The following is a 22444-nucleotide window of genomic DNA, read 5'->3' as shown; positions in this document are numbered from 1 at the left end:
GCGGATATCCGCTCGTGGTGTGCCTTCTCCCCTCGTAGACGACCGGAGAAGGCATAGGTCGAGGGGATATCCCCTCGAACGCGGGTGGGGTGGGGCTAGCCCTGGCTGAGGTTCTTTTCGAGGGGGGCGCGGAAGCGGGGGGTTACGCGGACGCCTGAGAGCCAGGCGGTCCAGCGGGCGGCTTCGGACTCGACCAGGGCGAGGGTGTCGGAGCCGACGTCTTCCAGGAGTTGGTAGCGGACTTCGCCGGACTCCGGCTGGCCCCAGCCGCCGATGATGCGGCCGTCGGCCCAGACCGTCGGTCCCACGTTGCCGGTGTTGTCGAACAGCTTCGCCTTGTGCTCGCCGAGGTACCAGTCGCGGTCCTTCCAGCCCATCGGCGTCGGGTCCAGCGCCGGCAGGAACGCCACCCACGGCTCCACCGGCACCTCAGGCGCATCGTCACCCGGCAGCACGTAGCCCACCTGCCCGTCCAGGTCCACCTCGACCGCCTCGACCGCAGCCAACGCCTTCTTCGTCTGACCGCCTGTCCAACCGGCCCACCACTGCAGGTCAGCCGCCGTACCCGGGCCGAACGACGACAGCCACGCTCGAGCCAGCGTCACCCGCGCCTCCTCAGCGGCGAGCTTGTCACCGAGCCCGCCCGGCACCCAGTCCTCCGCCGGTGACCACTGGTGCTGGCTGCTCAGCCACGTCCCCAGCGGGCGTCCACGCACGATCCGCCCCTCAGCCGACAGCTGGAACAGCACCCGGCTCGTCACGTACGGCTGAGCGGCGTACGCCTTCCCCTCCGCCATGCTGAGCCGGCTCCGCAGCCGCGGCTCGTCCGCAGACAGCTCCTGAGCGGTCGCAGACCCGCGCAGCGTCAGCGCCGTGGCCGTCGACTCCTCGACCGCCCGCAACCACTTCCCGGACGCCTCCACGTCCGGCGCGATCCCCGCCTCGGTCAGGTGCTTGACCAGCAGCTTCCGCTGCTTCACCGCGATGTCGTCCGTGCACGCCGCCTGCACCACCGGCGCAAAAGCAGTGGGTACGACGAACACCGTTCGGCGCATGCCGAGCATCCGGATCAGCGTCCGGTCGTCGTACAGAGCACGCTCCGTGCCCGCCACCTCACTCCCAGGCACACGCGCAGCCACGGACAGGTGGACGGTGGCGGGATCGGTGGCGTGCAGGGCCACCATGGCCGTGGCCGCGGCCACCGGGTCCGCGGCCTGGACGTCCGGCCCGAGCCGGTGCCGCCGGCCGATCCGTGTCCGCCGCTCCTCGACCCCGAACCGCACCATCCAGCCGCCCCCTCGCCGTACCGAAAGTTTCCGTGCTCACACGCTCGCGGAAGCAGTCTGCCCGCTCACCGGCCGACCGGCAGCCCGAAGGCCGCGTCGGCTGCGAGACACCCGGTTTTACCATCACGTTCCGGCACCGTTGTCCACCGAGACTCCCCGCGGGACGTGGGCGAGCGCCGGGAACCGGCTAGGCTCCTGGGTATGTACTGGTTCCTGCTCTTCCTCGGTGTGGTGGCGGTGTGGCTGCTCGTCCTCGCCCTGCTCGCGAAGAGGCTGTGGGGCCAGGGCAAGGCGCTGACGCGTGAGTTGGTCGCCGCCCAGTCCAAGCTGGACGCCGCGATGTCCACGGCCGGGTCTGGACAGACCCGCGAGGATCAGCGAGCACCGGCGTAGTATTCGGCCCACGTTCGCACGCTCGAGCGTCCACCTAGAAGTTTTGTGAAAGGGAGATCGACATGGCACCACTCATCGGTATGCCCCAGGGCGCGGAGTGGCTGATCATCCTCGCCATCGTCGTGCTGCTGTTCGGATCGGCCAAGCTGCCGGCTCTGGTGAAGCAGCTCGGCAAGTCGAAGAAGATCTGGGAGGAAGAGGTCGGCCCGAAGAAGAAGGAGCCGGAGCTGACCGAGGGCACCACCCAGCCGGCCCAGGCGCCGACCCAGCAGGCCGCCCCCCAGGCGCAGCCGCAGGCGGCCCAGCAGCCGAACCAGGTGAACGGCCAGGCAGGCGACGGCCTGCCGCCGCACACGGCCAACTGAGCCGAGCACCCGCCGGTGTCATTGGTGAAGATCGGACGGCGTAAGGAACCCAAGGAGCGCCGTCCGAAGGACGACGAGGGTCGGATGACCCTGCGCGAGCACATCATCGAGCTGCGCAACCGGCTGGTGATCAGTGTGCTCGCGATCGTGGCCGGGACGATCGTGGGCTGGATCTTCTACAACCAGGCCTTCGACTTCCTGACCAAGCCGTTCCTGACCAGCGTCGCCGAGATGGCCAAGGACGCGGGCAACACGAAGACCCCGCAGCTCACCTTCCCCGGCGTCGGCAACGCGCTGACCTTCCGGATCAAGATCTCGGCGCTGTTCGGCCTGATCCTGGCCGCGCCGGTCTGGCTCTACCAGCTGTGGGCGTTCATCGCGCCCGGCCTGCACCGCAACGAGCGGAAGTGGGCCTACGTCTTCTCGGCGCTCGCCACCCCGCTGTTCGCCGGCGGTATCTGGGTGGCCTACTGGACGCTGCCGAAGGGCATCGAGATCCTGCTCGGCTTCACCCCGCTCGACATCCAGAACCTGGTCGAGCTGCCCGACTACCTCGACTTCGTGCTGCGCACGATGCTGGTGTTCGGGGTCGCGTTCCTGATCCCGCTGGTGGTCGTGCTGCTGAACATCCTCGGGATCGTCCCCGGCGCCGCGCTGGGCCGGTTCCGGCCGTACATCGTGCTGGTCATCTTCGTGTTCGCGGCGGTCGCGACCCCGTCCGGTGACCCGTTCACGATGTGCCTGCTGGCGATCCCGATGTGCGTGCTGTTCTTCATCGCCGAGGTGATCTCCCGGCTCAACGACCGCCGCCGGGCCCGCAAGACCGAAGAGCTCCTGGCCGACTGATGAGCAGGAAAGTAGCGCTGGTGGTCAACCCGACCTCCGGCAAGGGCCTCGGTGCCCGGGTGGCGCCGGTCGTCCGCGGGCGGCTGGAGGCGGCCGGGCTCACCGTCGACGAGTACTCGACGACGTGTGCCGAGGACGTCGGCCGGATCTCGGCCGACGTGATCGCCTCCGGCGCCGACGCGGTCGCGCTGATCGGCGGCGACGGCACCATCCACCTCGGCGCCCAGGTGCTGGCCAAGTCCGGGATGCCGTTCGGCGCGATCCCGGCCGGCACCGGCAACGACTTCGCCCGTGGGATCGGCGTACCGCTGAAGGATCCGGCCGCGGCGGCCGACCTGATCGTGGCCGGCAACACCCGGGCGGTCGACCTCGCGGTGGCCAAGGACGAGTACATCACCACCGTGGTTGCCGGCGGTTTCGACTCCCTGGTGAACAAGCGCGCCAACGCGATGAGCTGGCCGAAGGGCAACTCGCGCTACACCGTCGCCACCCTCGCCGAGCTCCGCACCTTCACCCCGCTCGAGTACGTCGTGACCGTCGACGACCAGGTGATCGAGACCAGGGCCATGCTGGTCGCAGTCGGCACCGGGCCGACGTACGGCGGCGGACTGCAGATCTGCGCCGGCGCCGAGATCGACGACGGCCTGCTGGACGTCACGATCATCTCGCCGCTGTCCCGGCTGACCCTGCTGCAGCTGTTCCCGAAGCTCGCCAAGGGCACGCACGTCGGCGATCCCCGGCTGCTGACGCTGCGCGGCAAGTCGGTCCGGATCGAGTCGCCCGGTATCACCGCGTACGCCGACGGCGAGCCGCTCGGCCCGCTCCCGGTCGACATCACCATCGCCCCAGGCGCCCTCACCGTCTTCGCCTGAGACACAACCTTCCCTCTCTAAGGCGTGACCCTGGGTTCGGGGCGGTCAGTTCGGTGGTCTGCTTCGGCTCGTTGACGGAGCATGGACAGGGTCGTTGCCAACTGTTCGACGACGCCGGCAGGCAGCACCGAACCCACCCAGGTGGTGAGCTCCGCCTCGACGGTGGGGGCTGCTGCGGCGAGGATGCGCTCGCCTTCCGGAGTGAGCGTGACCAGCGACGAGCGGCGGTCGTGCGGATTCGCCGTACGGCGGACGCGGCCGGCGGACTCGAGCCGGTCGACGGCCTTGCTGGTCGCGCCGACGGTGATCGCCATCTGGTGGGCGAGGTCGTGCACGCGGGCCGACCCGCGGGCCGCGATGAACCGGAGGAACTCGAACTGGCCCAGCGGCAGGTCGTGCTCCGCCTTCAGCCGGGCGTCGAGCACGTTGTACAGCCGCGTCTCCAGCCGGACCAGGTCGGTGAACAGTGCTGTGAGATCGGTCACTCGGCATCCTGGGGAATGAGCTGCTGAGGAATCTGGTTACCAGGAACTATATTCCTCGGAATCTATCATCCAGCGGAGGATGACGATGACCTTCGAACAACGCGCCGCGGCGCGAGCCATCATCACCAAGGGCGACCTCGGCCGGACCGTGGCGGAGCAGCGGGCCGGGTTCGACGAACTGTTCGCGACCCGGCCGCTCGGCGACGACGTCACGCTGACGCAGCGCACGCTGGGCGGCGTCCCGGCGCTGGACGTCGATGTCGCCGGTGCGGATGGCGACGCGGTGATCTTCTACCTTCACGGCGGCGGTTACGTCGTCGGTTCGGCCCGGACCGGCGCCAACCTGGCGGCCCCGCTGGCCCGCCGTACCGGCTTCCAGGCGGTCTCGCTGGAGTACCGGCTCGCACCGGAGAATCCCTTCCCGGCTGCGCTCGATGACGCGTTGGCGGCGTACAAAGCGCTCGTGGAGACCGGCCGTCCGATGGTGATCGCGGGCGACTCCGCAGGTGGCGGGCTGGTCCTCGCCACCATGCTGGCCGCGCGACGCGAGGACCTCCGGCTGCCGGCCGCTGCCGTTGTCTTCTCGCCCTGGGCCGACCTCACGCTGTCCGGCGCGAGCATGGACACCCGCGGCGACTTCGACCCGCTGTTCAGCCGCGCCCACATGCAGGAGTACGCCGACCACTACCTCGCCGGCCACGACCCCAAGCACGACCTGGCCAGCCCCCTGCTTGCCAACCTGACCGGCCTCCCACCCCTCCTGATCCAGGTCGGCAGCGCCGAGGTCCTCCTCGACGACGCCCTCCGCCTGGCCACCCACGCCGCCGAACAAGACGTCGACGTGAGCCTGGACGTAGTCGCCGGCGCACCCCACGTCTACCCCCTGATGGCCGGCCTCCTGGACGAGGCCGACGAGGCCCTCGACCACGCCGCGACGTTTCTTGGGGGTCGGGTCGCATAGATTGGGGGCATGAGCACTCCGTCCGAGAAGTACGCCGTGTTTCGCTCGGACCAGGAGCATCCGGCGGTCGTGGAGTTCAGGCGGCTGTACGACTTCGAGCTCGACGAGTTCCAGTTGCGGGCCTGTGCGGCGCTGGAGGACGGGCATCAGGTACTGGTGGCGGCGCCGACCGGGTCCGGCAAGACGCTGGTCGGCGAGTTCGCCGTCCACCTGGCCCTGCAGCGCGGGCAGAAGTGCTTCTACACCACCCCGATCAAGGCGCTGAGCAACCAGAAGTACGCCGACCTGGTCAGCCGGTACGGCGCCGACAAGGTCGGCTTGCTGACCGGTGACAACTCGATCAACTCCGACGCCCCGATCGTCGTCATGACGACCGAGGTGCTGCGGAACATGCTGTACGCCGGTTCCAGCACCCTGCTCGGCCTGTCGTACGTCGTGATGGACGAAGTGCACTACCTGGCCGACCGCTCCCGCGGCGCGGTGTGGGAGGAAGTGCTGATCCACCTGCCCGACTCGGTGTCGGTGGTGTCGTTGTCCGCGACCGTGAGCAACGCCGAGGAGTTCGGCGACTGGCTGGAGACCGTCCGCGGCAACACCGTCGTCGTCCTGGAGGAGAAGCGGCCGGTGCCGCTGTTCCAGCACGTGATGGTGGGCAAGCGGCTGCACGACCTGTTCGCCGGGGAAGCGCCGACCGCGAGGGTCGGCGCACCTGCGAAGAACAAGTCCGGCAACCCGGCCAAGGCGGCGCAGCCCGACCTGAAGGACCTGGTCAACCCGCAGCTGGTCCGGATCGCCCGCGACGACAACCGGGTCTTCCGCGACGACTCGCGCAAGCCGCGGCGGCGGCGCGACCTGCCGAAGAACCGGCCCAGCCGGACGCACTTCACGCCGTTCCGGTCCGACGTGGTCGATGAGCTGGACGCCGGCGCGCTGCTGCCCGCGATCTACTTCATCTTCTCCCGCAAGGGCTGCGAGGACGCGATGCTGCAGTGCCTGCGGTCCGGCCTGCGGCTGACCAAGCCGCACGAGCGGGACGAGATCAAGCGGGTGCTGGCCGAGCGGACCGCGGACCTGCCGGACGAGGACCTCGGCGTGCTCGGGTACCACGACTTCGCCGAGGCGCTCAGCCGCGGGATCGCCGCGCACCACGCGGGCATGCTGGCGGCCTTCAAGGAGGTCGTCGAGGAACTGTTCGCACGCGGCCTGATCAAGGTCGTGTTCGCCACCGAGACGCTTGCCCTGGGCATCAACATGCCGGCCCGCACCGTCGTGCTCGAGAAGCTGTCGAAGTGGAACGGCGAGGCGCACGTCGACATCACCCCGGGGGAGTACACCCAGCTCACCGGACGGGCCGGGCGGCGCGGGATCGACGTCGAGGGGCACGCGGTCGTGCTCTGGCAGCCCGGGTTCGATCCGCGCGCCGTGGCCGGGCTGGCCTCGACGCGTACGTACCCGCTGCGGTCGTCGTTCTCCCCGTCGTACAACATGGCCGTCAACCTGGTCCGCCAGGTCGGCCGGACCCGGGCCCGCGACATGCTGGAGCTGTCGTTCGCGCAGTTCCAGTCCGACCAGGCGGTGGTCGGGCTGGCCCGGCAGGTGCATCGCAACACCGAGGCGCTCGAGGGCTACAAGGAGTCGATCGACTGCCACCTCGGCGACTTCCTCGAGTACGCCGACCTGCGCCGGCGGATCGGTGAGCGCGAGGCGTCCGGGTCGAAGCGGCGCAAGCTCGACCGCCGGATCGAGGCGCAGGAGTCGATCGAGAAGCTGCGGATCGGCGACATCGTCCGGATCCCGGCCGGCCGCAGCGCGGGCTTCGCGCTGGTGCTCGACCCGGGGATGCGCTCGGAGCGGGAGGGCCCGCGGCCGACCGTGCTGACGCTGGACCGGCAGGTCCGCAAGCTGTCGATGATCGACTTCCCGACCCCGGTCGAGGCGATCGGGTCGCTGCGGATCCCGAAGAAGTTCAACCCGCGCAACCCGCAGCAGCGGCGCGAGCTGGCCCAGGTGCTGCGGAGCCGCACCGACATGCTGGGTGAGGACGGGCCGCCGTCGCGCGCCCGCGGCCGCGACGCGGTCAGTCATGCGGACGACCCGGAGCTGCAGGAGATGCGGGCGCAGTTGCGCGCGCACCCGTGCCACGGCTGCTCGGACCGCGAGGACCACGCCCGTTGGGCCGAGCGGTACTTCCGGCTCGACCGGGAGAACCGCGACGTGCAGCGGAAGATCGAGCAGCGGACGAACACGATCGCCCGCCAGTTCGACCGGGTCTGCCAGGTGCTGGACGCACTGCACTACCTGGACGGCGACAAGACCACCGAGGCCGGCGACCGGCTGGCGCGGATCTACACCGAGCTCGACCTGGTCGCGGCGGAGTGCCTGCGGCAGGGCGTGTTCGACGACCTGACGGTGCCCGAGCTGGCCGCGTGCCTGGCTGCGCTCGTCTACGAGTCGCGGGCGAAGGACGAGCCGACGTCACCACGGTTGCCGCGTGGCGACGTACGGCAGGCGCTGGAGCGGATGGGGTCGATCTGGCGGGACCTGTCGGCCCTGGAGCGCGACATGCGGGTCGACTTCCTGCGGTCGATGGACCTCGGGTTCTGCTGGCCGGCGTTCCGCTGGGCCTCGGGCGCCTCGCTGGCCGAGGTGCTGTACGAGTCCGACCTTGCCGCGGGTGACTTCGTTCGTTGGGTGAAGCAACTGATCGACCTCACCGAGCAGGTCGCCGACGCCGCCGGTGACACCCAGCTGCGCAGCACCGCACGAGCTGTCGTGGACCAGATCCGGCGCGGTGTGATCTCGTACGCCTCGGTGGTCGACGAGCCGTAGACGAACCCACGCGGTGAGAGACTCCTCAGGCACTGCCCCCTGCCTTGAACACCTGAAGGAGAACACGTTCGTGGAGCTGTCGCGCCGCAACCTCGGGAAGTTTGCTGTCGCAACCGGGGCGGCTGCCGCCGTCGGCACCGGAGTGGGGACGACGGTGCTCAGTCGTTCCGCCGATGCCGCCGCGACCTGGAAGACCACCGGCACCGCGGTCACCGCGCTGGCCGGGTTCGACAGCCAGATGAAGACCTTCATGCAGGCCCGCGGCATCACCGGCGGCCAGCTCGCGGTCACCTACAAGGGCCGCCTGGTGCTTGCCCGCGGCTACAGCACGTCCACCTCGCTGGACGTCCAGCCGACCTCGCTGTTCCGGATCGCGAGCGTGTCGAAGTCGATCACCGCGGCCGCGATCATGAAGCTGGTGCAGGACGGCAAGCTGAGCCTGTCCACGCCGGTCACCAAGATCCTCACCATCACCCCGCCGACCGGCCAGACTCGGGACGCGCGCTGGTCGTCGGTGACGATCAAGCGGCTGCTGCAGCACCTCGGCGGCTGGGACCGCGACCTGACCGGTGACCCGAACTTCAAGGACGCCACGATCTCCAAGGCGCTGAACGTGCCGATGGAGCTCAAGCACGCCGACGTGATCAAGTACATGGCCGGCCAGACGATCAACCACGCGCCGGGCACCAAGGTCGTCTACTCGAACTTCGGCTACGTGCTGGCCGGCCGGGTGATCGAGAAGGTCAGCGGCATGAGCTACGCGGCCTACGTCCAGCAGAAGCTGCTGACCCCGCTGAAGATCAAGCGGATGGCGCTGGGCTGGAGTATCGCCAAGCACACGGGTGAGATGCCGTACGAGTCGCAGTACACCGGCAGGACCGTGCTCGACAACACCGGCGCGACGGTGGCATCGCCGTACGGGACATTCAGCATGCGGATCCAGGACGCGAACGGCGGCTGGATCGCCAGCGCGCCGGACCTGGTCCGCTGGGCCCGGATGTTCGACGCGTCGTCCTCGGTGCTGAACTCCACCTCGCTGAACGCGATCTGGGCGAAGCCGGAGACCGGCATCAGCAACGGCTGGTACTACGGCCTCGGCTGGCAGGTGCGTCCGACGTCGGGCGGCACCGGGCGCAACACCTGGCACACCGGCAGCCTGCCGGGCACCTACAGCCTGCTGGTCCGGACCTCGTCCGGGATGAGTTGGGCGGCCATCTTCAACCGCCGCGACGACGCCAGCGGCAAGTCGTACGCCGACATCGACGCGGCGATGTGGACCGCGGCCAACGGCGTGCAGACCTGGCCGACCCACGACTACTTCTCCAAGTACTTCAGCTAGAACAGCGACCTGAAGTGTGGGGTGCGCACCTGCGCCTCACCTGCCATCGAGGTCAGTACGGCGCGGACGGTGTCGATCGCGTCGTCGCCGTACTGCCTTCGGAGCTTGCGCTCGTAGGCCTGGTGGAACTTCCGGGCCGCGTTGAGCGCCGCCTCGCCCCGCGGGGTCAGGTGCAACAGGCGCGCGCGGGCGTCGGACGGGTCGGGACGCCGTTCGACGTATCCGCGCCGTTCCATGTCGTCGACGATCTGGCTCGCGCCCTGCTTGGTGATCTCCAGCCGCTCCGCGAGTCCGCTGATACTCGTCGGCCCGGCGCCCAGCGTGCGCAGCACGAACCCGTCCGACCGGCCCTGGTCGTCGAACCCCTGCGCGGCGGTCTCGGCCCGCAGCCCCCGGACGAACTCCTGCTCGGCCAACAGCAGCAGGATCCCGAAATCAGGCTTGCCAGATCGTGTCATGCCCTCCATGATAGTCAAGCTGGCTTGGTCAAGTCAGCTTGACTATCTGAAGGAGGGGACATGCAGGTTGTCCGAGCGGGCGAGGCGCCGGTGTTCGAGCTGCCCGGCGTGCGGTTCACGGTGATGGCGGCGCCGAGCCTCGGGTCGGCCGGGTTGTGCACGTGGAAGCTCACCGTCGATCCCGGCGCCGGCGGCGACCAGCCGCACACCGTCGACCGCGACGAGGTGTTCATGGTGCTCGACGGCACTGTGCAGGTAACCCCGGACGGCGACAAGCTCGGCGCCGGCGACGCCGTCGTGGTCGCCGCGGGGGAGCCGATCCGACTGACCAACCTCGGCGCCGGCCCGGCCGAGCTGTACGTCGCCGTCACCGCCGGCTTCACCGGGACGATGGCGGACGGTACGACGGTTCAGCCGCCGTGGGCGCAGTGAGTCAGCAGCGCCGGAGCGGTGCGGTGTAGGTGGTGTTGCTGGTGGTGGCGACGTAGTAGTCGGTGACCCAGCTGCCGTCACTCAGCCGGTCCCAGACGGACGTCGTACCGACCCTGGAGCCGGCGCGCTGGCAGGTCACCCAGGCCAGGGACCCGATCGGAAGCGGGCTTGGGTACGCGGCGTACGACGTACCCGGGCCGTGCCGGCGGGTCAGGTTGTTGATCGTGGTCTGGAAGGCGTTGCTGCAGCCGGGGATGGGTGCGGAGTAGCCGGTCTTGTTCGGTGTCCGCACGTAGTAGTCGGTCACGTAGGTGCCGTCGATCAGCTTGTTCCACACGCTGGTGGTGCCGATCTTCGGCCCGAACGTCTGGCAGACGATCCGTACGCCGGCGTTCGCCGCGATCGTGGACCGGACCGGGTACGCGGTAGACGGGCCGGCGTACGAGTGGATCGTGGTCCGGACCGTGTACGTGTACCAGACACTCGCCGCCGGCGCGTCGAAGCGGTCGCTGTCGATGTTGAGCGTCACGCCGCCGTGCGTCTCGTTGTGGTCGCCGAGGTACTGCTTGCCGCGTTGGCCGACCGCCCAGAAGGAGTTGGGCACGGTCGGCCAGCCGGTGAGCGAGCTGATGCCGTCCCAGCGGGCGATCCAGAGCGCGTCCGGCCGGGCGTACGACGTGGAGTTGTACGCCGACGCGAGGTGTGGCGCTCCCGAGTTCTGGTGCGCGTACACGCCGGAGAGGAACCCGAGCCGGTGCAGCTCCTTCGTCCAGGCCGACAAGAAGCGCAGCACCGTCGTCTTGCAGGTCGCATCAGCCGCGTTGTAGTGCTCCAGGTCGAAGTAGATCGCGCTACCGGCCAGCAGGTTGAGCGCCCGGGCTCTGGCGATCGCATCCCTGGCCTGGAGGCCGCCTTGGGTGGTGGCGGACGGCGCGGTCATCTTCACGGCGTTGGTCCGGAACGTGCAAGGCGCCTGGTAGCCCACGTAGATCGGAATCAGCCGGAAGCCCATTCGCGTCACGCTGCTGACCCAGCTGGGCGTGAGCTGCGGTTGCGCACAACTGCGGTTGACGCCGCCGATGTAGATCCCGATCGCCTTGTACGGCGAGGCTTTCCACGCCGTCATCTGGGCGACCGTCGGCGCCGTGCACGTGTCGAACGCATACCCGGTGAACCGCGTCGCCGTACTCCCCGCCGGATAGGTCAACGGCGTCGTCGGCTCGGCCGAAGCCGTCATCGGCAACCCCAATGCCAATACCGCGACAGCCACCGCCAGCACCCTGACCCGGATCATTACGATCACCCCCACCTGAGTAGTAGACAGCCGGGAGCCTGGCGGGCGCCAGTCCTGCGCAGGCGTTAAGTTGAGGGAAGCGTCGAGTCGGGAGGTCGTGGGATGCCGGAGATCGTGAAGCGCGAGGAGCGGCCGTACGTCGCGTTGCGGGGGAAAGTCGCGATGGACGGGATCGGCGCGTTCGCCGATCGGATGGGTGAGGTGGTGTCCTGGCTGGCCGCGCACGAGGTCGCCCCGAACGACGCTCCGTTCTTCAAGTACGACGTCGTCGACATGGAAGCCGGGCTGGTGCTGGAGATCGGGTTCCCGGTCGACGACCTGCACCACGGCGAGGGGGAGATCGTCGCGGGCGTGCTCCCGGCCGGCCGGTACGTGAGCGCCACCCACCACGGCCACCCGGACGGCCTGCTCGGCGCGACCCGCGACCTGCTCGAGTGGGCGGCCGAGCAGGGCCTGGAGTGGGATGCCCACGGCAACAACTGGACGGCCCGGCTCGAGATCTACCGGTCCGACCCGCGCGAGGTCCCGGACATGAACGACTGGGAGACCGACCTCGAGTTCAAGCTCAAGGACTGAGCCCGCCGTTGCCCAACGTGCTCGCCGGGATCAGCCGGCTTGACCCGGAACGGATCCGGCATGTCGCGTCCCCGCTGATCGAGCTCGGCTGCGCCCTGCACGTCCTGGCCGAGCCGCGCCACCACGGTCGGACCGAGTGGGCATCCGCCGTACCGCTGTCCGACGGCCTGCGGGCCGAGCTCGCGCAGTGGACGTGGACTGTGCGGGCGGTCCGCTCACGCTGTTTCGCGACGAGTACGGCGACCGGCGTGCCGACCTGGCAGGACGAGTTGGAGGCCCTGCGGTCCCGCCGGCCCGAGGACCTGGCGGCCGACCTGATCCGTCCCCTTCGCGGCCTGCCGTCGAACAGTCGCGCCACTGACGCCGACGCCGTACTGCGCTGGGCCCGGAGCCGGGGCCGGCCCGTCGGCGCCCTCGTCGAGGCGCTGCTGACCGACCCGGCCGAACCGGTACGGCGGTTCCTCGACCTGCTCGACGCCTGCTGGTCGGAGTGGTTCGAGGAGGTGTGGGAGCAGTCCCGGGATGCGCTGGCCGCTCGCGGCCGGCAGGATCGCGACCTGGCGATCCGCGCCGGGGTGGCCGCGATGCTGTGCTCGCTGGACGGCGCGATCAGCGTGCGGGACAAGGACAGCCTGCTGGTCCAGAAAGTCCAGAACAAGCGCATCGACCTGGGTGAACGCTCGCTCCTGCTTGTCCCCAGCAACTACATCGCGCCGCACCTGTTCCTCGGCGAGGTGCCGGGGGAGCCGCTCACGATCATCTACCCGGCCGCCGATCGCGGTCCGGCCGTGCCCACGGCCCAGCAGGTCCGCGCCCGCCTGGAAGCCCTCGCCGCCCCGGATCGCCTCTTCGTCTGCCGGGCCGTGGCCAGCGAGCCCCGCACCGCCGGCGAGATCGCCGGCCTCTGGGGACTGCACCCGACGCAGGTCACCCGCCACCTCCGCGCCCTCACCCGAGCCGGCCTGGTCACCGCCGAACGCCAGGGCCGCTTCGTCGCCTACCGCCTGGACGAGGACGCCTTCCGCAACCTCGGCACCGACCTTCTGGACCTCGTGATGAGGTGACGAAGAAAGTGCGCGATTCGTTGCAACCAAACGGCACGTTCGCTGCATCTATCCAGTAGTCCGAGGCAACCTCTCGGGCCCGCTGGACACAGAGGGGGAAGAGCGCCACCAGCAGCAACCGTCCTGGGCAGCGCCTGCCCAAATACCGGTATAGTCCGCAATCTCAAGAACGCAGCGCGATCTTGTCAGCGGCGTGGGGGGCAACACAGTGGATCGCAGTACAGACAAGGGCAGGGACGCGCGCCCGGAAAGCGCACCGGCGACCCGGGACGGGATGCCGGCGCGGCTGGACGCGCCCGTCCGGCTGCTGGTCGGCCCGGCCAACTTCGCGGGGCAGGGCACCAGATGGGCACGCGCGCTCGAGGAGCGGGCACCCGACACGTTGGCGACCTCGTTCGCGTTCTTCAGGGGAGTCCTCGACTACCCGGTCGACTACGGCGTCCCGGCGCGCACGTACCGGCGCCATCGTCGATGGCAGCTGAACTTCTACAACCATGTCGTGCGCAACTACACGCACGTGCTGATCGAGGCGGCGCGGCCGATCTTCGGTCCCTTGCACGGACCGGACGCGGCCGGCGACATCCAGCACCTGATCTCCAAGGGCTTGCACCTGGGGCTGATGGCGCACGGCTCCGATGTCCGCGTACCGAGCCGGCACGTCGAGCTCGAGCCGTGGTCGCCGTTCCCCGACCTCGAGGACGAGACCGTCGAACTGCTCGAGCGCAACGCGACCCGGGCTGTCGAGCTGTTCACGTCGTACCCGGGCCCGGTCTACGTCTCGACGCCTGACCTTCTGGACTACGTCCCGAACGCTGCGTGGTGCCCGGTGGTCGTCGACGTCGACACCTGGCGCAGCGACGCCCCGGTGCTCGCACACGAGAAGCCGGTGGTGGCCCACGCGCCCAGCAAGTCGGCCATGAAGGGCTCCGAGCTCATCGACCCGATCATGGAGCGCCTGGCCCAGCGGGGGCTCATCACCTACCGCCGGGTCGAGGGCGTCGATCCGGCGGACATGCCGGCCGTCTACCGCGACGCCGACATCGTCCTCGACCAGTTCCGCGTCGGCAGCTACGGCGTCGCCGCGTGCGAGGCCATGGCGGCGGGCCGGATAGTGGTGGGTCACATCGCCCAGCACGTCCGCGACCGCGTGGCCGCCGACACCGGGCTCGAGCTGCCCATCGTGGATGCGACGCCGGACACCGTCGAGCAGGTCGTGCTCGACCTCATCGCGCACCCGGAGCGGGCCCGCGCGGTCGCGGCGCGCGGGCCGGCCTTTGTCGAGCAGGTGCACGACGGCCGCCGGTCGGCCGAGACGCTCGCCGCGTTCGTGGAGCAGCCGAGCACGGTGCCGGCGGACTGGAAGCCGCCGTGGGTCCGGCCCAAGGTCGTCATGATGGCCGGCAACGAGATCGTCGTCGACGCCCGCGTGCTCAAGTACGCGCAGACAGTGGCCAACTGGGACCTCGACGTCACCTGCATCGGCATCCCCGGGCGCAGACTCAGGGGTATCCGCCGGCTCGGCAAGGTGCAGGTGTTGTGCCCGCCCATCCAGTCGAAGGTCCTGGTGACGGGCTGGCGCAAGCGGTGGGCAACCATCAAGGCCAACCTCAACCCGTGGTTCAGAACCGAGGCCGAGTACAAGCTGGCCTACGGCCGCTGGCAGTACGACAGCCGCGAGCTGCGCGCCGAGCGTGGCCGGGACCGCCGCGACCGCCAGCGCACCGGCGGCTCGTCCCGGCCGACCCTGCGGCCGGCCGTCGACCGGCTGCGGCGGGCGGTGACCTGGCGGACCTTGCGGCTGCGTCGCGCCATCCTGCACGCCCGCGCCTATCTCGTCCGGCGGGCCAAGCACCAGACGACCGACCTCACCGACCTGGGCATCGGCAAGCGGCGCGAGCGGCTGCTCGCTCTGCACCGCCGCCTGCCGTCGGGCCGCTGGCGGCGGGTGATGCCCGAGTTGGTCGACCAAGAGCTGACGCTGGGCCCGCTGCTGGACCGGATGCAGATCGAGGTCATCCACGTGCACGACGTGTTCATGCTCGGCATCGCGGCGCGCGCGGCGCACCGGGCGGCCCTGGATGGCCGCACGATCAAGATCATCTACGACGCCCACGAGTACATCCCGGGCGTGCCGGTGGTCGCCCCGCGCCGGGTCGCCGCATACAGCGACCTCGAGCGCGAGTTCATCCGCGACGCCGACCGCGTCATCACGGTGTCCGAGCCCTTGGCCCGCTGGCTGCAGCGCGACCACAAGCTGGCCAGCCTGCCCGACGTCGTCCTGAACGCGCCGGTCGAGCCGCCGGAAGACGCCGAGGTCACGGGTCTGCGCGAGCTGCTGCAACTGTCCGAGGACGTCCCGCTGCTGGTGTACGGCGGCGGCGTCAACCGCGCCCGCGGCGTCGGGACGGTCGTCGAGGCACTGCCCCAGCTGCCCGAGGTCCACCTCGCGATCGTTGCGCGGGCCAACTCCGTCACCGCGGAGTTGCTGACCCGCGCAGCCGAGCTGGGCGTGGGCGACCGCGTGCACCTGGCGCCGTTCGTCGACGCCGAGGTCGTGCCGCTGTACCTGCGCTCGGCCAGCATCGGCCTCAGCCCGCTGCTGCACGCGCCCAACCACGACATCGCGGTGACGAACAAGTTCTGCGAGTACATCGCCGCCGGACTGCCCATCATCACCAGCGACACCCCGGCCCAGGCCGACCTGGTGAACGAGCTCGACCTCGGCGCCGTCTACACCGCGGGCGACGTGGACAGCCTCGTCCAGGCGGTCTGGAACGTGCTCGCCGACCGCGACCGCATCGCCAAGCGCATCGCCGACGACCCCCGGCTGCTGCACCGGTTCTCCTGGGCCGCGCAGGCCGAGGTCATCCGGTCGGTGTACGCCGACGTCATGGGCGACAGGCTGCCCGAAGCCGCCTGGGCCCCCGGCGCCACCACCGTCCGCCAACTCTCGCCCGCCCCACCCGAACCCCCGCCGACCAAGTGGCACACCTACCGGGAGAACGCCTCGAAGGGAGCGACGACGGACGAGCGGGTGTAGCGGGGCGCGTGGGGTGGTTCAGGCGGCGGCTGGTTGGAGGAGGTTGCGTAGCGCTCGGGCGGCGGTGAAGCCGGCTCGGTTGGCGCCGATGGTGCTGGCTGAGGGGCCGTAGCCGATGAGGTGGATTCGGGGGTCCAGGACGGTTTGGGTGCCGTTCATGCGGATGCCGCCGGAGGGCTCACGGAGGTGGAGTGGGGCCAGGTGGGCCAGGTCGGCGCGGAAGCCGGTGGCCCAGAGGATGGTGTCGACGTGCAAGGTGCGGCCATCGGGCCACTCGACGCCGTCGGGGGTGATGCGGGAGAAGATGGGCTGCCGCTCGTAGACGCCGCGCCGCAGCGCGTCCTGTTCCTGCTCGCGGAGGTGCAGGCCGGTCACGCTCACCACGCTCCGCGGCGGTAGTCCCGCGCGTACCCGCTCCTCGACCTTGGCGACCACCTGCCGCCCGTACTCCGGGCTGAAGTCCTCACCCGTGCGCCACTCCGGCGGCCGACGCGTCACCCAGGTCGTGGTCGCGACCTCGGAGATCTCCGCCAGCAACTGCACCGCCGACGCGCCGCCACCGACCACGAGCACGTGCTGGCCGGCAAACGCCGAGGCCCCGCGATAGTCCGCCGTGTGCAGCTGCCGCCCGCGAAAGCTCTCGATCCCCGGATACCAGGGAATGAACGGCCGGTTCCACGTCCCGGTCGCGTTCACGATCGCCTCGGTCAGGTAGGTCTCACCAGACGTCCGCACTTCGAACTGCGACCCGACCCGACGCACACTCGACACCACCACCGGCCGCAGCACCGGCAACGCGAACCGCTGCTCGTAGTCCGCGAAGTACGCCGGCACAAACGCGTTCGCCCGGTCGCCGTCGGCACTGGGCGGCACCGGCACTCCCGGCAGGTTCGCGATCCCGTGCACGTCCCGCATGGTCAGCGAGTCCCACCGGTGCTGCCACGCCCCACCCGCCGCCGGATTCCGGTCCAGTACGACGACCTCGTCGTACGGCGTGAACCCGAGCCGCACCAAGTGGTAGGCAGCCGACAACCCCGCCTGTCCCGCGCCGATCACGACAACCTTCACACCCAGACCAACACCCCGGACCCGACGGCTCTTCCCCGGCCAGCTCCGAGGTTCGGGGCTGTGCCGGCTAGGCGGCGAGCTTGAGTGCGGCGACGATGTCGGCGCCGGTGGGCGCGTTGTCCGGGTCGATGAGCCACTGCATGACCAGGCCGCCCAGGATCGCCTGGTAGAGCCCGCCGAGTAGGCGCCGCTCCTCGTCCCCAGTGGGAGAGCCGAGGAGATCCGCCAGCTCGCTTCGCGCGTACCGCTGGGAATCGGTGAGGAACGTGCGGAGCTGCTCCGCGCGGTCGATCTGCCCGACCAGCTCGTACTGCACTGTCCACATCGGACGGTCGGACTGCACCGAGGCGATGACGCCGTCCCAGATGGCGGCCGGGTCGCCACCGGCAGCCATGGCCTCACTGAGTCGCGCGCCCCACTCACCCACGGCCTCGAACAGCGCCTGGCTGAGCAGCGCCTCGGTGGAGCCGAAGTGGTACCCGATCGCGGCCAGGCTCACGCCGGCGGTGGTCGCGACGTCGCGTGCCGTCGTCCGCGTGAAGCCCTTCTCGAACAAGCATTGTTTGGCGCCCTGGATCAGGGCTTCCCGGTTTCCCATGCCCACATCATACAGAGTTCTCAGACAATCGTCTTGCACAGATGTCTAAGACCTGCGTACGATGCTTCACATGACGATCAACGAGCAGCACTACCTCCGCATCGGCGGCGTCGAGCAGTGGATCCAGATCCGCGGCGAGAGCGCCGACAACCCCGTGCTCCTGGTCCTGCACGGCGGCCCGGGCTCGCCGTACGCGGTGTTCACGCCGCTGATCCGTTCCTGGGAGCGCGACTTCACCGTCGTCCAGTGGGATCGGCGCGGCTGCGGCAAGACTCGCGCCCGCGGCACCAAGCAGACAGCCCCGTTCGAGCGGCATCTCGAGGACGCGATCGAGGTCACCGAGTTCCTGCGGACCCATCTCGACAAGGACAAGATCGTCCTGATGGCCGGCTCGATGGGCACGATCATCGGCCTGCCGCTGGCGCAGCGCCGCCCGGACCTGTACTCCGCGCTGGTCACCACGGACCTGTACGCCGACATGCACCGCAACGAGGCCCTCGGCTACGCCCGCTGCCTGGAGCGGGTGACCGCGGCCGGCAACTCCAAGGCCGTCCGCGCCCTGGAGAAGATCGGCGCCGACCCGGCCGCCTGGGACCTCAAGGCGTGGCAGATCAAGATGAAGTGGACGATGGCGACCGACCCCGTCACGCCCAATGCCGTGAGCAAGCTGCTGTTCCCGCTGGCACTCAAGGGGGAGGTCTACACCAAGCGGGAGGCGTGGCATCTGCTCGCCGGCTTTTTGGCCACCCAGAAGGCCATGTTCAGTGAGTACATGTCCTTCAACGCCTACGATCTGCCCGCCCGCTATGAGCTGCCGGTCTTCGTCTTCCAGGGCGCGGACGACGTGCTCACCCTGACCGACCTCGCGCAGGACTACGTCGCGCACATCGACGCGCCGCACAAGGAGATCGCGCTGATCGAGGACGCCAGCCACTTCGCAGCCTTCACTCAACCCGAGCGTTTCCGCGAGGCGCTGGTCAGCCGGGTACTGCCGATGATTCAGTCCGGCGACGGCACCGCGGATGCGGCGAGTCGTGGTACGGACCTGGCTTGAATACTGGGCAGATGGACCTGACCGCGGCGTACGGCTTTCGGATGGACTGGATCGTCAGCTTTGTCGCGGTCGCCCGCCACGGCGGCTTCTCAGCGGCCGCCAAGGCCGTCTTCCGCGGCCAGTCCCGGATCAGCGAGCACGTGGCCGACCTGGAGAAGGCCCTCGGCGTCCAGCTCTTCGACCGCACCGCGCATCCGGCCCGGCTCACGCCGGAAGGACGTGCGCTCCTCCCGCAGGCCGAGGAGATCCTGCGCCTCGTCCACAACATGTCCGCCGGGGGAGAGGTCCGTTTCGGCGCCTACCCGAGCGCGGCCGCCTGGCTGTTCCCCCAGGTCGTCCGCCGCCTCCCCGCCAACGTCAGGCTCCTCCTCGTCGAAGGACCCAGCGTCGACCTGGAGAGCGCCCTGGTCCGCGGCGACATCGACCTCGCCATCCGCCCGGTCCACCCGCTGGTCGCCGACGAGTCGCTCACCCACGAGGTGCTGTGGCGCGAGCCGCTGACCGCCGTGTTCCCTGAGAAGCACCCGCTCGCGGGCAGCCCGGCCGTCAGCCTGAAGCAACTCGCCGAGCTGCCGCTGATCTCGATCGGCGAGAGCGACGGGCCGCGGCAGTTCGAGTCGCACCTGGCGTTCGCGTCGGCGGGCCTGAGCCCCGAGTCCGCCTTCCGCACCAACCAGCCGCAGACGTTGCTCTCGCTGGTCCGGCATGGTCTCGGCGTCGGCGTGACCAACGAGCTCGCGGTCACCACCGCGAATCTGGCCGGCGTCCGTCTGGTCCCGATCGCCGACCCCGGCGTCGAGCGTCAGGTCGGCCTGTTCACCCGGCGCGACAGCCCGCCCTCGCCCGCGCTGGGTCAGGTGATCGAAGCGGTCCGTGCCGTCACCGGATGAACTGGTCCACGTAGTCCCTGCCCAGCCCGTTCGCGCCGTAGTGGTCGCGGCAGAGCTGGATCTTGGTGAAGGTGTCCTCGTAGCCGGTCTGGTTGCCGGCGTCGTCGACGTAGATCATCGCGCCGGAGATGTTGAAGAACGTGATCATCTCGGTGCAGTCCTCCGGCACCCGCAGCGTGTGGATCTCACCCGGCGGCTCGTACACGAACGACCCGGTCTCGGCGACCCAGTCGTGCTCGTCGTACTGCCACTTGCCCTTGATCACGTAGCCGAACACGGCGCTCGGGTGCCGGTGCCGGGACACGATGCCCGACCGGGTCACCTTGAGCAGGTTGCACCACTGCCCGGTGATCGTGTTCAGCATCAGCGGCCGGAACCACACGTCCGGCGCCTGCGGCACCCACAACCGGTCGTCCTCGGGCACCGCCGGTACGGCGATCTCCGCGGGAACTCCTGCCGAAACCGGGATCATCGACGCTCCTTCACATGTTTTCGTAGGGAGTGGAGCCGCCAAGCATGGGCAGCGACCGCGCCGTCTTTCATGGCGTAGAGACTGTCGGTCCTGACTGATTGGGTTGACGACGTGTCCCGATACCGGCTGTGCCCCACTCCGACGCAGCGGGTGGCGTTGCTGGAGCATTGCGGCCACGCGCGGTACGTGTGGAACCTGGCGCTCGAGCAGTGGTCGATGTGGTCCCGTGACAGCACACCGGCACCTGGCTTTGCTGAGCAGTGCCGGCAGTTGACCGCGGCGCGACTGACGTTCGGGTGGCTGCGGGCGGGGTCGCAGACTGTGCAGCAACAAGCGCTGCGAGATTTCGGACAGGCGGTCAGGAATTTCTACAGCGGCACCCATGGACGGCCGGCCTGGCGCAAGGCCGGGCTGCATGAGGGGTTCCGCATCGTCGGCTCCCAGGCGTCCCGGATCGTGAAGCTGAACCGGAAGTGGGGCGGCGTGCTGGTGCCCAAGGTCGGCTGGGTGCGGTTCCGGCTGACCCGACCTGTCCCCGCCGCGAGGTCGTACCGGGTCACCTGTGACCGGGTGGGTCGTTGGCATATCGCGTTCGCCGTGATCCCCCCGCCGATTCCCGCACCGGGGACGGGTGAGGTCGTCGGCGTGGACCGCGGCGTCGCTGTTTCGGCGGCCCTGTCCACTGGGGAGCTGCTGTCTTGTCCCGGTCCGTCGGCACATGAGCATGAGCGGCTGAAGCAGCTTCAGCGTCGCCTGTCGCGCTGCCGCCGTGGGTCGCGTCGCCGTCAACGGGTGAAGGCGGCGCTTGCCAAGCTGCACGCCCGGGTCGCCGACCGCCGCAAGGACTGGGTCGAGCAGGCCAGCACCGACCTGGCCAGGCGCTTCGACGTCATCCGCGTGAAGGACCTGCGGGTCGCTCGGATGACCAAGCGACCAAAACCCAAACCCGACCCCGTACAGCCCGGCGTCCATCTGCCGAACCGTCGCCGCGCCAAAGCCGGACTCAACCGCGGCATCCTTTCGAATGGCTGGGGCCTGCTCGTCCGGCGCCTCCAGCACAAGGCAGCGGGACGGGTCGAGAAGATCAACCCTGCGTACACGTCGCAAACCTGCAGCGTCTGCGGGCACCGCGCACCGGAGAACCGCGAGAGCCAATCGGTGTTCCGGTGCGTCGCCTGCAGGTATCGGGCGCACGCGGACGTGAACGCGGCAGTCAATATCGCGGCCGGACGGGCCGTCAGCGCACGCCGAGAGACGCCGGTACGGGTCTCGCCGAAGCGTGAACCTCAACACGCTACCTCCGCGTAGTAGTTGGAATCCCTACCGATTCCGGCGGGGAGGACGTCAAATGCTCTGGTAGCCGCCGTCTACAGCAAGGACGGCGCCGGTGACGAATCCCGCGTCCGGGCCCGCCAGGAAGGCGATCGCACCGGCGACCTCCTCCGGTCTGCCCCAGCGGGCCATCGGCGTACGGGAGATGATCCGGGCGGCCGCGTCCGGATCGGCTTGCAGGGCGGCGGTCAGGTCGGTGGCGATCCAGCCGGGCGCGACCGCGTTCACCCGGATGCCCTCGGCCGCCCAGGCGACCGCGAGCGACTTGGTGAGCTGCACGATCCCGCCCTTCGAAGCGCTGTACCCGGGGACCAGCGGCCCGCCGAAGTAGCTCAGCATCGAGGCGACGTTGACGATGCAGCCCCGGCTCGCGGCGAGCAGGTCGTGCGCGGCCTCGGCAGCCCGCATCGCGCCGGTGAGGTTGATCTCGACGACCTCCCGGAACACCTCGGGCCGGTGCTCGTGGCCGCGCCGGATGATGCCGGCCGCATTGACCAGTACGTCGAGCCGGTCGAGCGACCCGATCAGCTCCTCCAACGCATCCGGCGCGCGGAGGTCGAGCTCGTGCAGCTGAGCTGACCGCTGCAGCTCGGGAGACGCCTCCGCGACCTTCAACCCGGCGGCGACCACGGAAGCGCCGTCGAGGACGAGCCGGAGCGCGGTGGCCGCGCCGATACCGCTCGTACCTCCGATGACAAGCGCGGTCCGAGCCATGTCCGGCATCCTGCACCGCTGTCCAGGTCAGCACAACGAAGACCCGGACAGCGGATGCCCCCCATCCGCAGCCCGG

The 22444-nt window shown here is 69.7% G+C and carries 22 protein-coding genes; 14 read left to right on the top strand and 8 right to left on the bottom strand.

The features are described from left to right. Positions 1-95 precede the first annotated feature (95 nt). Positions 96-1286: a winged helix DNA-binding domain-containing protein gene (locus AB0H36_RS35040; RefSeq protein WP_360533792.1), complete on the bottom strand. Its 1191-nt coding sequence runs from the start codon at positions 1284-1286 to the stop codon at positions 96-98. Positions 1287-1487: 201 nt separating this feature from the next. Here AB0H36_RS35040 and AB0H36_RS35035 point away from each other — a divergent pair, with 201 nt between their 5' ends. The 4 genes from AB0H36_RS35035 (at position 1488) to AB0H36_RS35020 (ending at position 3762) form a co-directional block, all read left to right on the top strand. Further along, entirely contained in the window at positions 1488-1679 is a 192-nt protein-coding gene (locus AB0H36_RS35035) for a hypothetical protein (RefSeq protein WP_360533789.1), read from the top strand. A 62-nt stretch (positions 1680-1741) separates the two neighbouring features. Continuing rightward, a complete protein-coding gene (locus tag AB0H36_RS35030) occupies positions 1742-2044 on the top strand; it encodes a twin-arginine translocase TatA/TatE family subunit (RefSeq protein ID WP_360533786.1) in 303 nt (100 codons plus the stop codon). A 15-nt stretch (positions 2045-2059) separates the two neighbouring features. Then, a complete protein-coding gene (tatC, locus tag AB0H36_RS35025; protein ID WP_360533783.1) occupies positions 2060-2890 on the top strand; it encodes a twin-arginine translocase subunit TatC in 831 nt (276 codons plus the stop codon). Then, on the top strand, positions 2890-3762 hold the full coding sequence (locus tag AB0H36_RS35020) for a YegS/Rv2252/BmrU family lipid kinase (protein WP_360533780.1): 873 nt from the start codon (positions 2890-2892) through the stop codon (positions 3760-3762). Before tatC ends, AB0H36_RS35020 begins: the two co-directional genes overlap by 1 nt. Before the next feature lie 17 nt (positions 3763-3779). On the opposite strand, the gene AB0H36_RS35015 is transcribed toward AB0H36_RS35020, so the two are convergent. Beyond that, positions 3780-4247, bottom strand: coding sequence for a MarR family transcriptional regulator (locus tag AB0H36_RS35015; RefSeq protein WP_360533777.1), 468 nt, complete (start codon positions 4245-4247; stop codon positions 3780-3782). Positions 4248-4326: 79 nt separating this feature from the next. Between AB0H36_RS35015 and AB0H36_RS35010 the strand changes: the two genes are divergently transcribed. The 3 genes from AB0H36_RS35010 to AB0H36_RS35000 all read left to right on the top strand — a co-directional run bounded on the left by AB0H36_RS35010 (position 4327) and on the right by AB0H36_RS35000 (position 9376). Further along, complete coding sequence (locus AB0H36_RS35010) at positions 4327-5208, top strand: alpha/beta hydrolase (RefSeq protein WP_360533774.1); 882 nt, start codon at positions 4327-4329, stop codon at positions 5206-5208. Positions 5209-5217: 9 nt separating this feature from the next. Further along, on the top strand, positions 5218-8037 hold the full coding sequence (locus AB0H36_RS35005; protein WP_360533771.1) for a DEAD/DEAH box helicase: 2820 nt from the start codon (positions 5218-5220) through the stop codon (positions 8035-8037). A gap of 70 nt (positions 8038-8107) precedes the next feature. Continuing rightward, positions 8108-9376, top strand: coding sequence for a serine hydrolase domain-containing protein (locus AB0H36_RS35000; protein ID WP_360533768.1), 1269 nt, complete (start codon positions 8108-8110; stop codon positions 9374-9376). Here the strand turns inward: AB0H36_RS35000 and AB0H36_RS34995 are convergent. Then, positions 9373-9834 carry a MarR family transcriptional regulator gene (locus tag AB0H36_RS34995; RefSeq protein ID WP_360533765.1) on the bottom strand — a complete coding sequence of 154 codons (462 nt, stop codon included), beginning with the start codon at positions 9832-9834 and terminating at the stop codon, positions 9373-9375. The genes AB0H36_RS35000 and AB0H36_RS34995 overlap by 4 nt on opposite strands. A 60-nt stretch (positions 9835-9894) precedes the next feature. Between AB0H36_RS34995 and AB0H36_RS34990 the strand changes: the two genes are divergently transcribed. Next, positions 9895-10266 carry a cupin domain-containing protein gene (locus tag AB0H36_RS34990; RefSeq protein ID WP_360533762.1) on the top strand — a complete coding sequence of 124 codons (372 nt, stop codon included), beginning with the start codon at positions 9895-9897 and terminating at the stop codon, positions 10264-10266. A 1-nt stretch (position 10267) separates the two neighbouring features. Here the strand turns inward: AB0H36_RS34990 and AB0H36_RS34985 are convergent, their stop codons facing one another. Then, entirely contained in the window at positions 10268-11560 is a 1293-nt protein-coding gene (locus tag AB0H36_RS34985) for a glycoside hydrolase domain-containing protein (RefSeq protein ID WP_360533759.1), read from the bottom strand. A gap of 102 nt (positions 11561-11662) precedes the next feature. Here AB0H36_RS34985 and AB0H36_RS34980 point away from each other — a divergent pair, with 102 nt between their 5' ends. The 3 genes from AB0H36_RS34980 (at position 11663) to AB0H36_RS34970 (ending at position 16240) form a co-directional block, all read left to right on the top strand. Further along, positions 11663-12136 carry a GyrI-like domain-containing protein gene (locus tag AB0H36_RS34980; RefSeq protein ID WP_360533756.1) on the top strand — a complete coding sequence of 158 codons (474 nt, stop codon included), beginning with the start codon at positions 11663-11665 and terminating at the stop codon, positions 12134-12136. A gap of 17 nt (positions 12137-12153) precedes the next feature. Further along, positions 12154-13200 (top strand): DUF5937 family protein, encoded by a 1047-nt coding sequence (locus AB0H36_RS34975; RefSeq protein ID WP_360533832.1) that lies wholly within the window; start codon positions 12154-12156, stop codon positions 13198-13200. A 208-nt stretch (positions 13201-13408) separates the two neighbouring features. Beyond that, positions 13409-16240, top strand: a complete 2832-nt coding sequence (locus tag AB0H36_RS34970; RefSeq protein ID WP_360533753.1) for a glycosyltransferase — start codon at positions 13409-13411, stop codon at positions 16238-16240. Positions 16241-16258: 18 nt separating this feature from the next. On the opposite strand, the gene AB0H36_RS34965 is transcribed toward AB0H36_RS34970, so the two are convergent. After that, the gene (locus AB0H36_RS34965; RefSeq protein WP_360533750.1) at positions 16259-17308 is read right to left on the bottom strand and encodes an FAD-dependent oxidoreductase; all 1050 of its coding nucleotides are present in this window, start codon (positions 17306-17308) and stop codon (positions 16259-16261) included. 67 nt (positions 17309-17375) lie between these two features. Beyond that, on the bottom strand, positions 17376-17906 hold the full coding sequence (locus tag AB0H36_RS34960) for a TetR/AcrR family transcriptional regulator (protein WP_360533747.1): 531 nt from the start codon (positions 17904-17906) through the stop codon (positions 17376-17378). A gap of 70 nt (positions 17907-17976) precedes the next feature. On the opposite strand from AB0H36_RS34960, the gene AB0H36_RS34955 reads away from it, so the two are divergent. Together AB0H36_RS34955 and AB0H36_RS34950 are read left to right on the top strand one after the other, a co-directional pair. Next, positions 17977-18960, top strand: a complete 984-nt coding sequence (locus tag AB0H36_RS34955) for an alpha/beta hydrolase (protein WP_360533744.1) — start codon at positions 17977-17979, stop codon at positions 18958-18960. A gap of 11 nt (positions 18961-18971) precedes the next feature. After that, entirely contained in the window at positions 18972-19850 is an 879-nt protein-coding gene (locus AB0H36_RS34950; protein ID WP_360533741.1) for a LysR family transcriptional regulator, read from the top strand. Here AB0H36_RS34950 and AB0H36_RS34945 read toward each other — a convergent pair. Further along, on the bottom strand, positions 19840-20322 hold the full coding sequence (locus AB0H36_RS34945) for a 2,4'-dihydroxyacetophenone dioxygenase family protein (protein WP_360533738.1): 483 nt from the start codon (positions 20320-20322) through the stop codon (positions 19840-19842). The two genes, AB0H36_RS34950 and AB0H36_RS34945, sit on opposite strands and share 11 nt — an antisense overlap. A 111-nt stretch (positions 20323-20433) precedes the next feature. On the opposite strand from AB0H36_RS34945, the gene AB0H36_RS34940 reads away from it, so the two are divergent. Further along, positions 20434-21630 carry a transposase gene (locus AB0H36_RS34940; RefSeq protein WP_360533735.1) on the top strand — a complete coding sequence of 399 codons (1197 nt, stop codon included), beginning with the start codon at positions 20434-20436 and terminating at the stop codon, positions 21628-21630. A 36-nt stretch (positions 21631-21666) separates the two neighbouring features. On the opposite strand, the gene AB0H36_RS34935 is transcribed toward AB0H36_RS34940, so the two are convergent. Further along, a complete protein-coding gene (locus tag AB0H36_RS34935) occupies positions 21667-22368 on the bottom strand; it encodes an SDR family oxidoreductase (RefSeq protein WP_360533732.1) in 702 nt (233 codons plus the stop codon). Between the last annotated feature and the right edge of the window lie 76 nt (positions 22369-22444).

Origin of the sequence: Kribbella sp. NPDC050820 (assembly GCF_040653975.1) — a bacterium.
Classification (GTDB): Bacteria; Actinomycetota; Actinomycetes; order Propionibacteriales; family Kribbellaceae; genus Kribbella.
The sequence above is the reverse complement of the archived record's forward strand: the minus strand, read 5'-3'. Positions and strand labels throughout refer to the sequence as shown.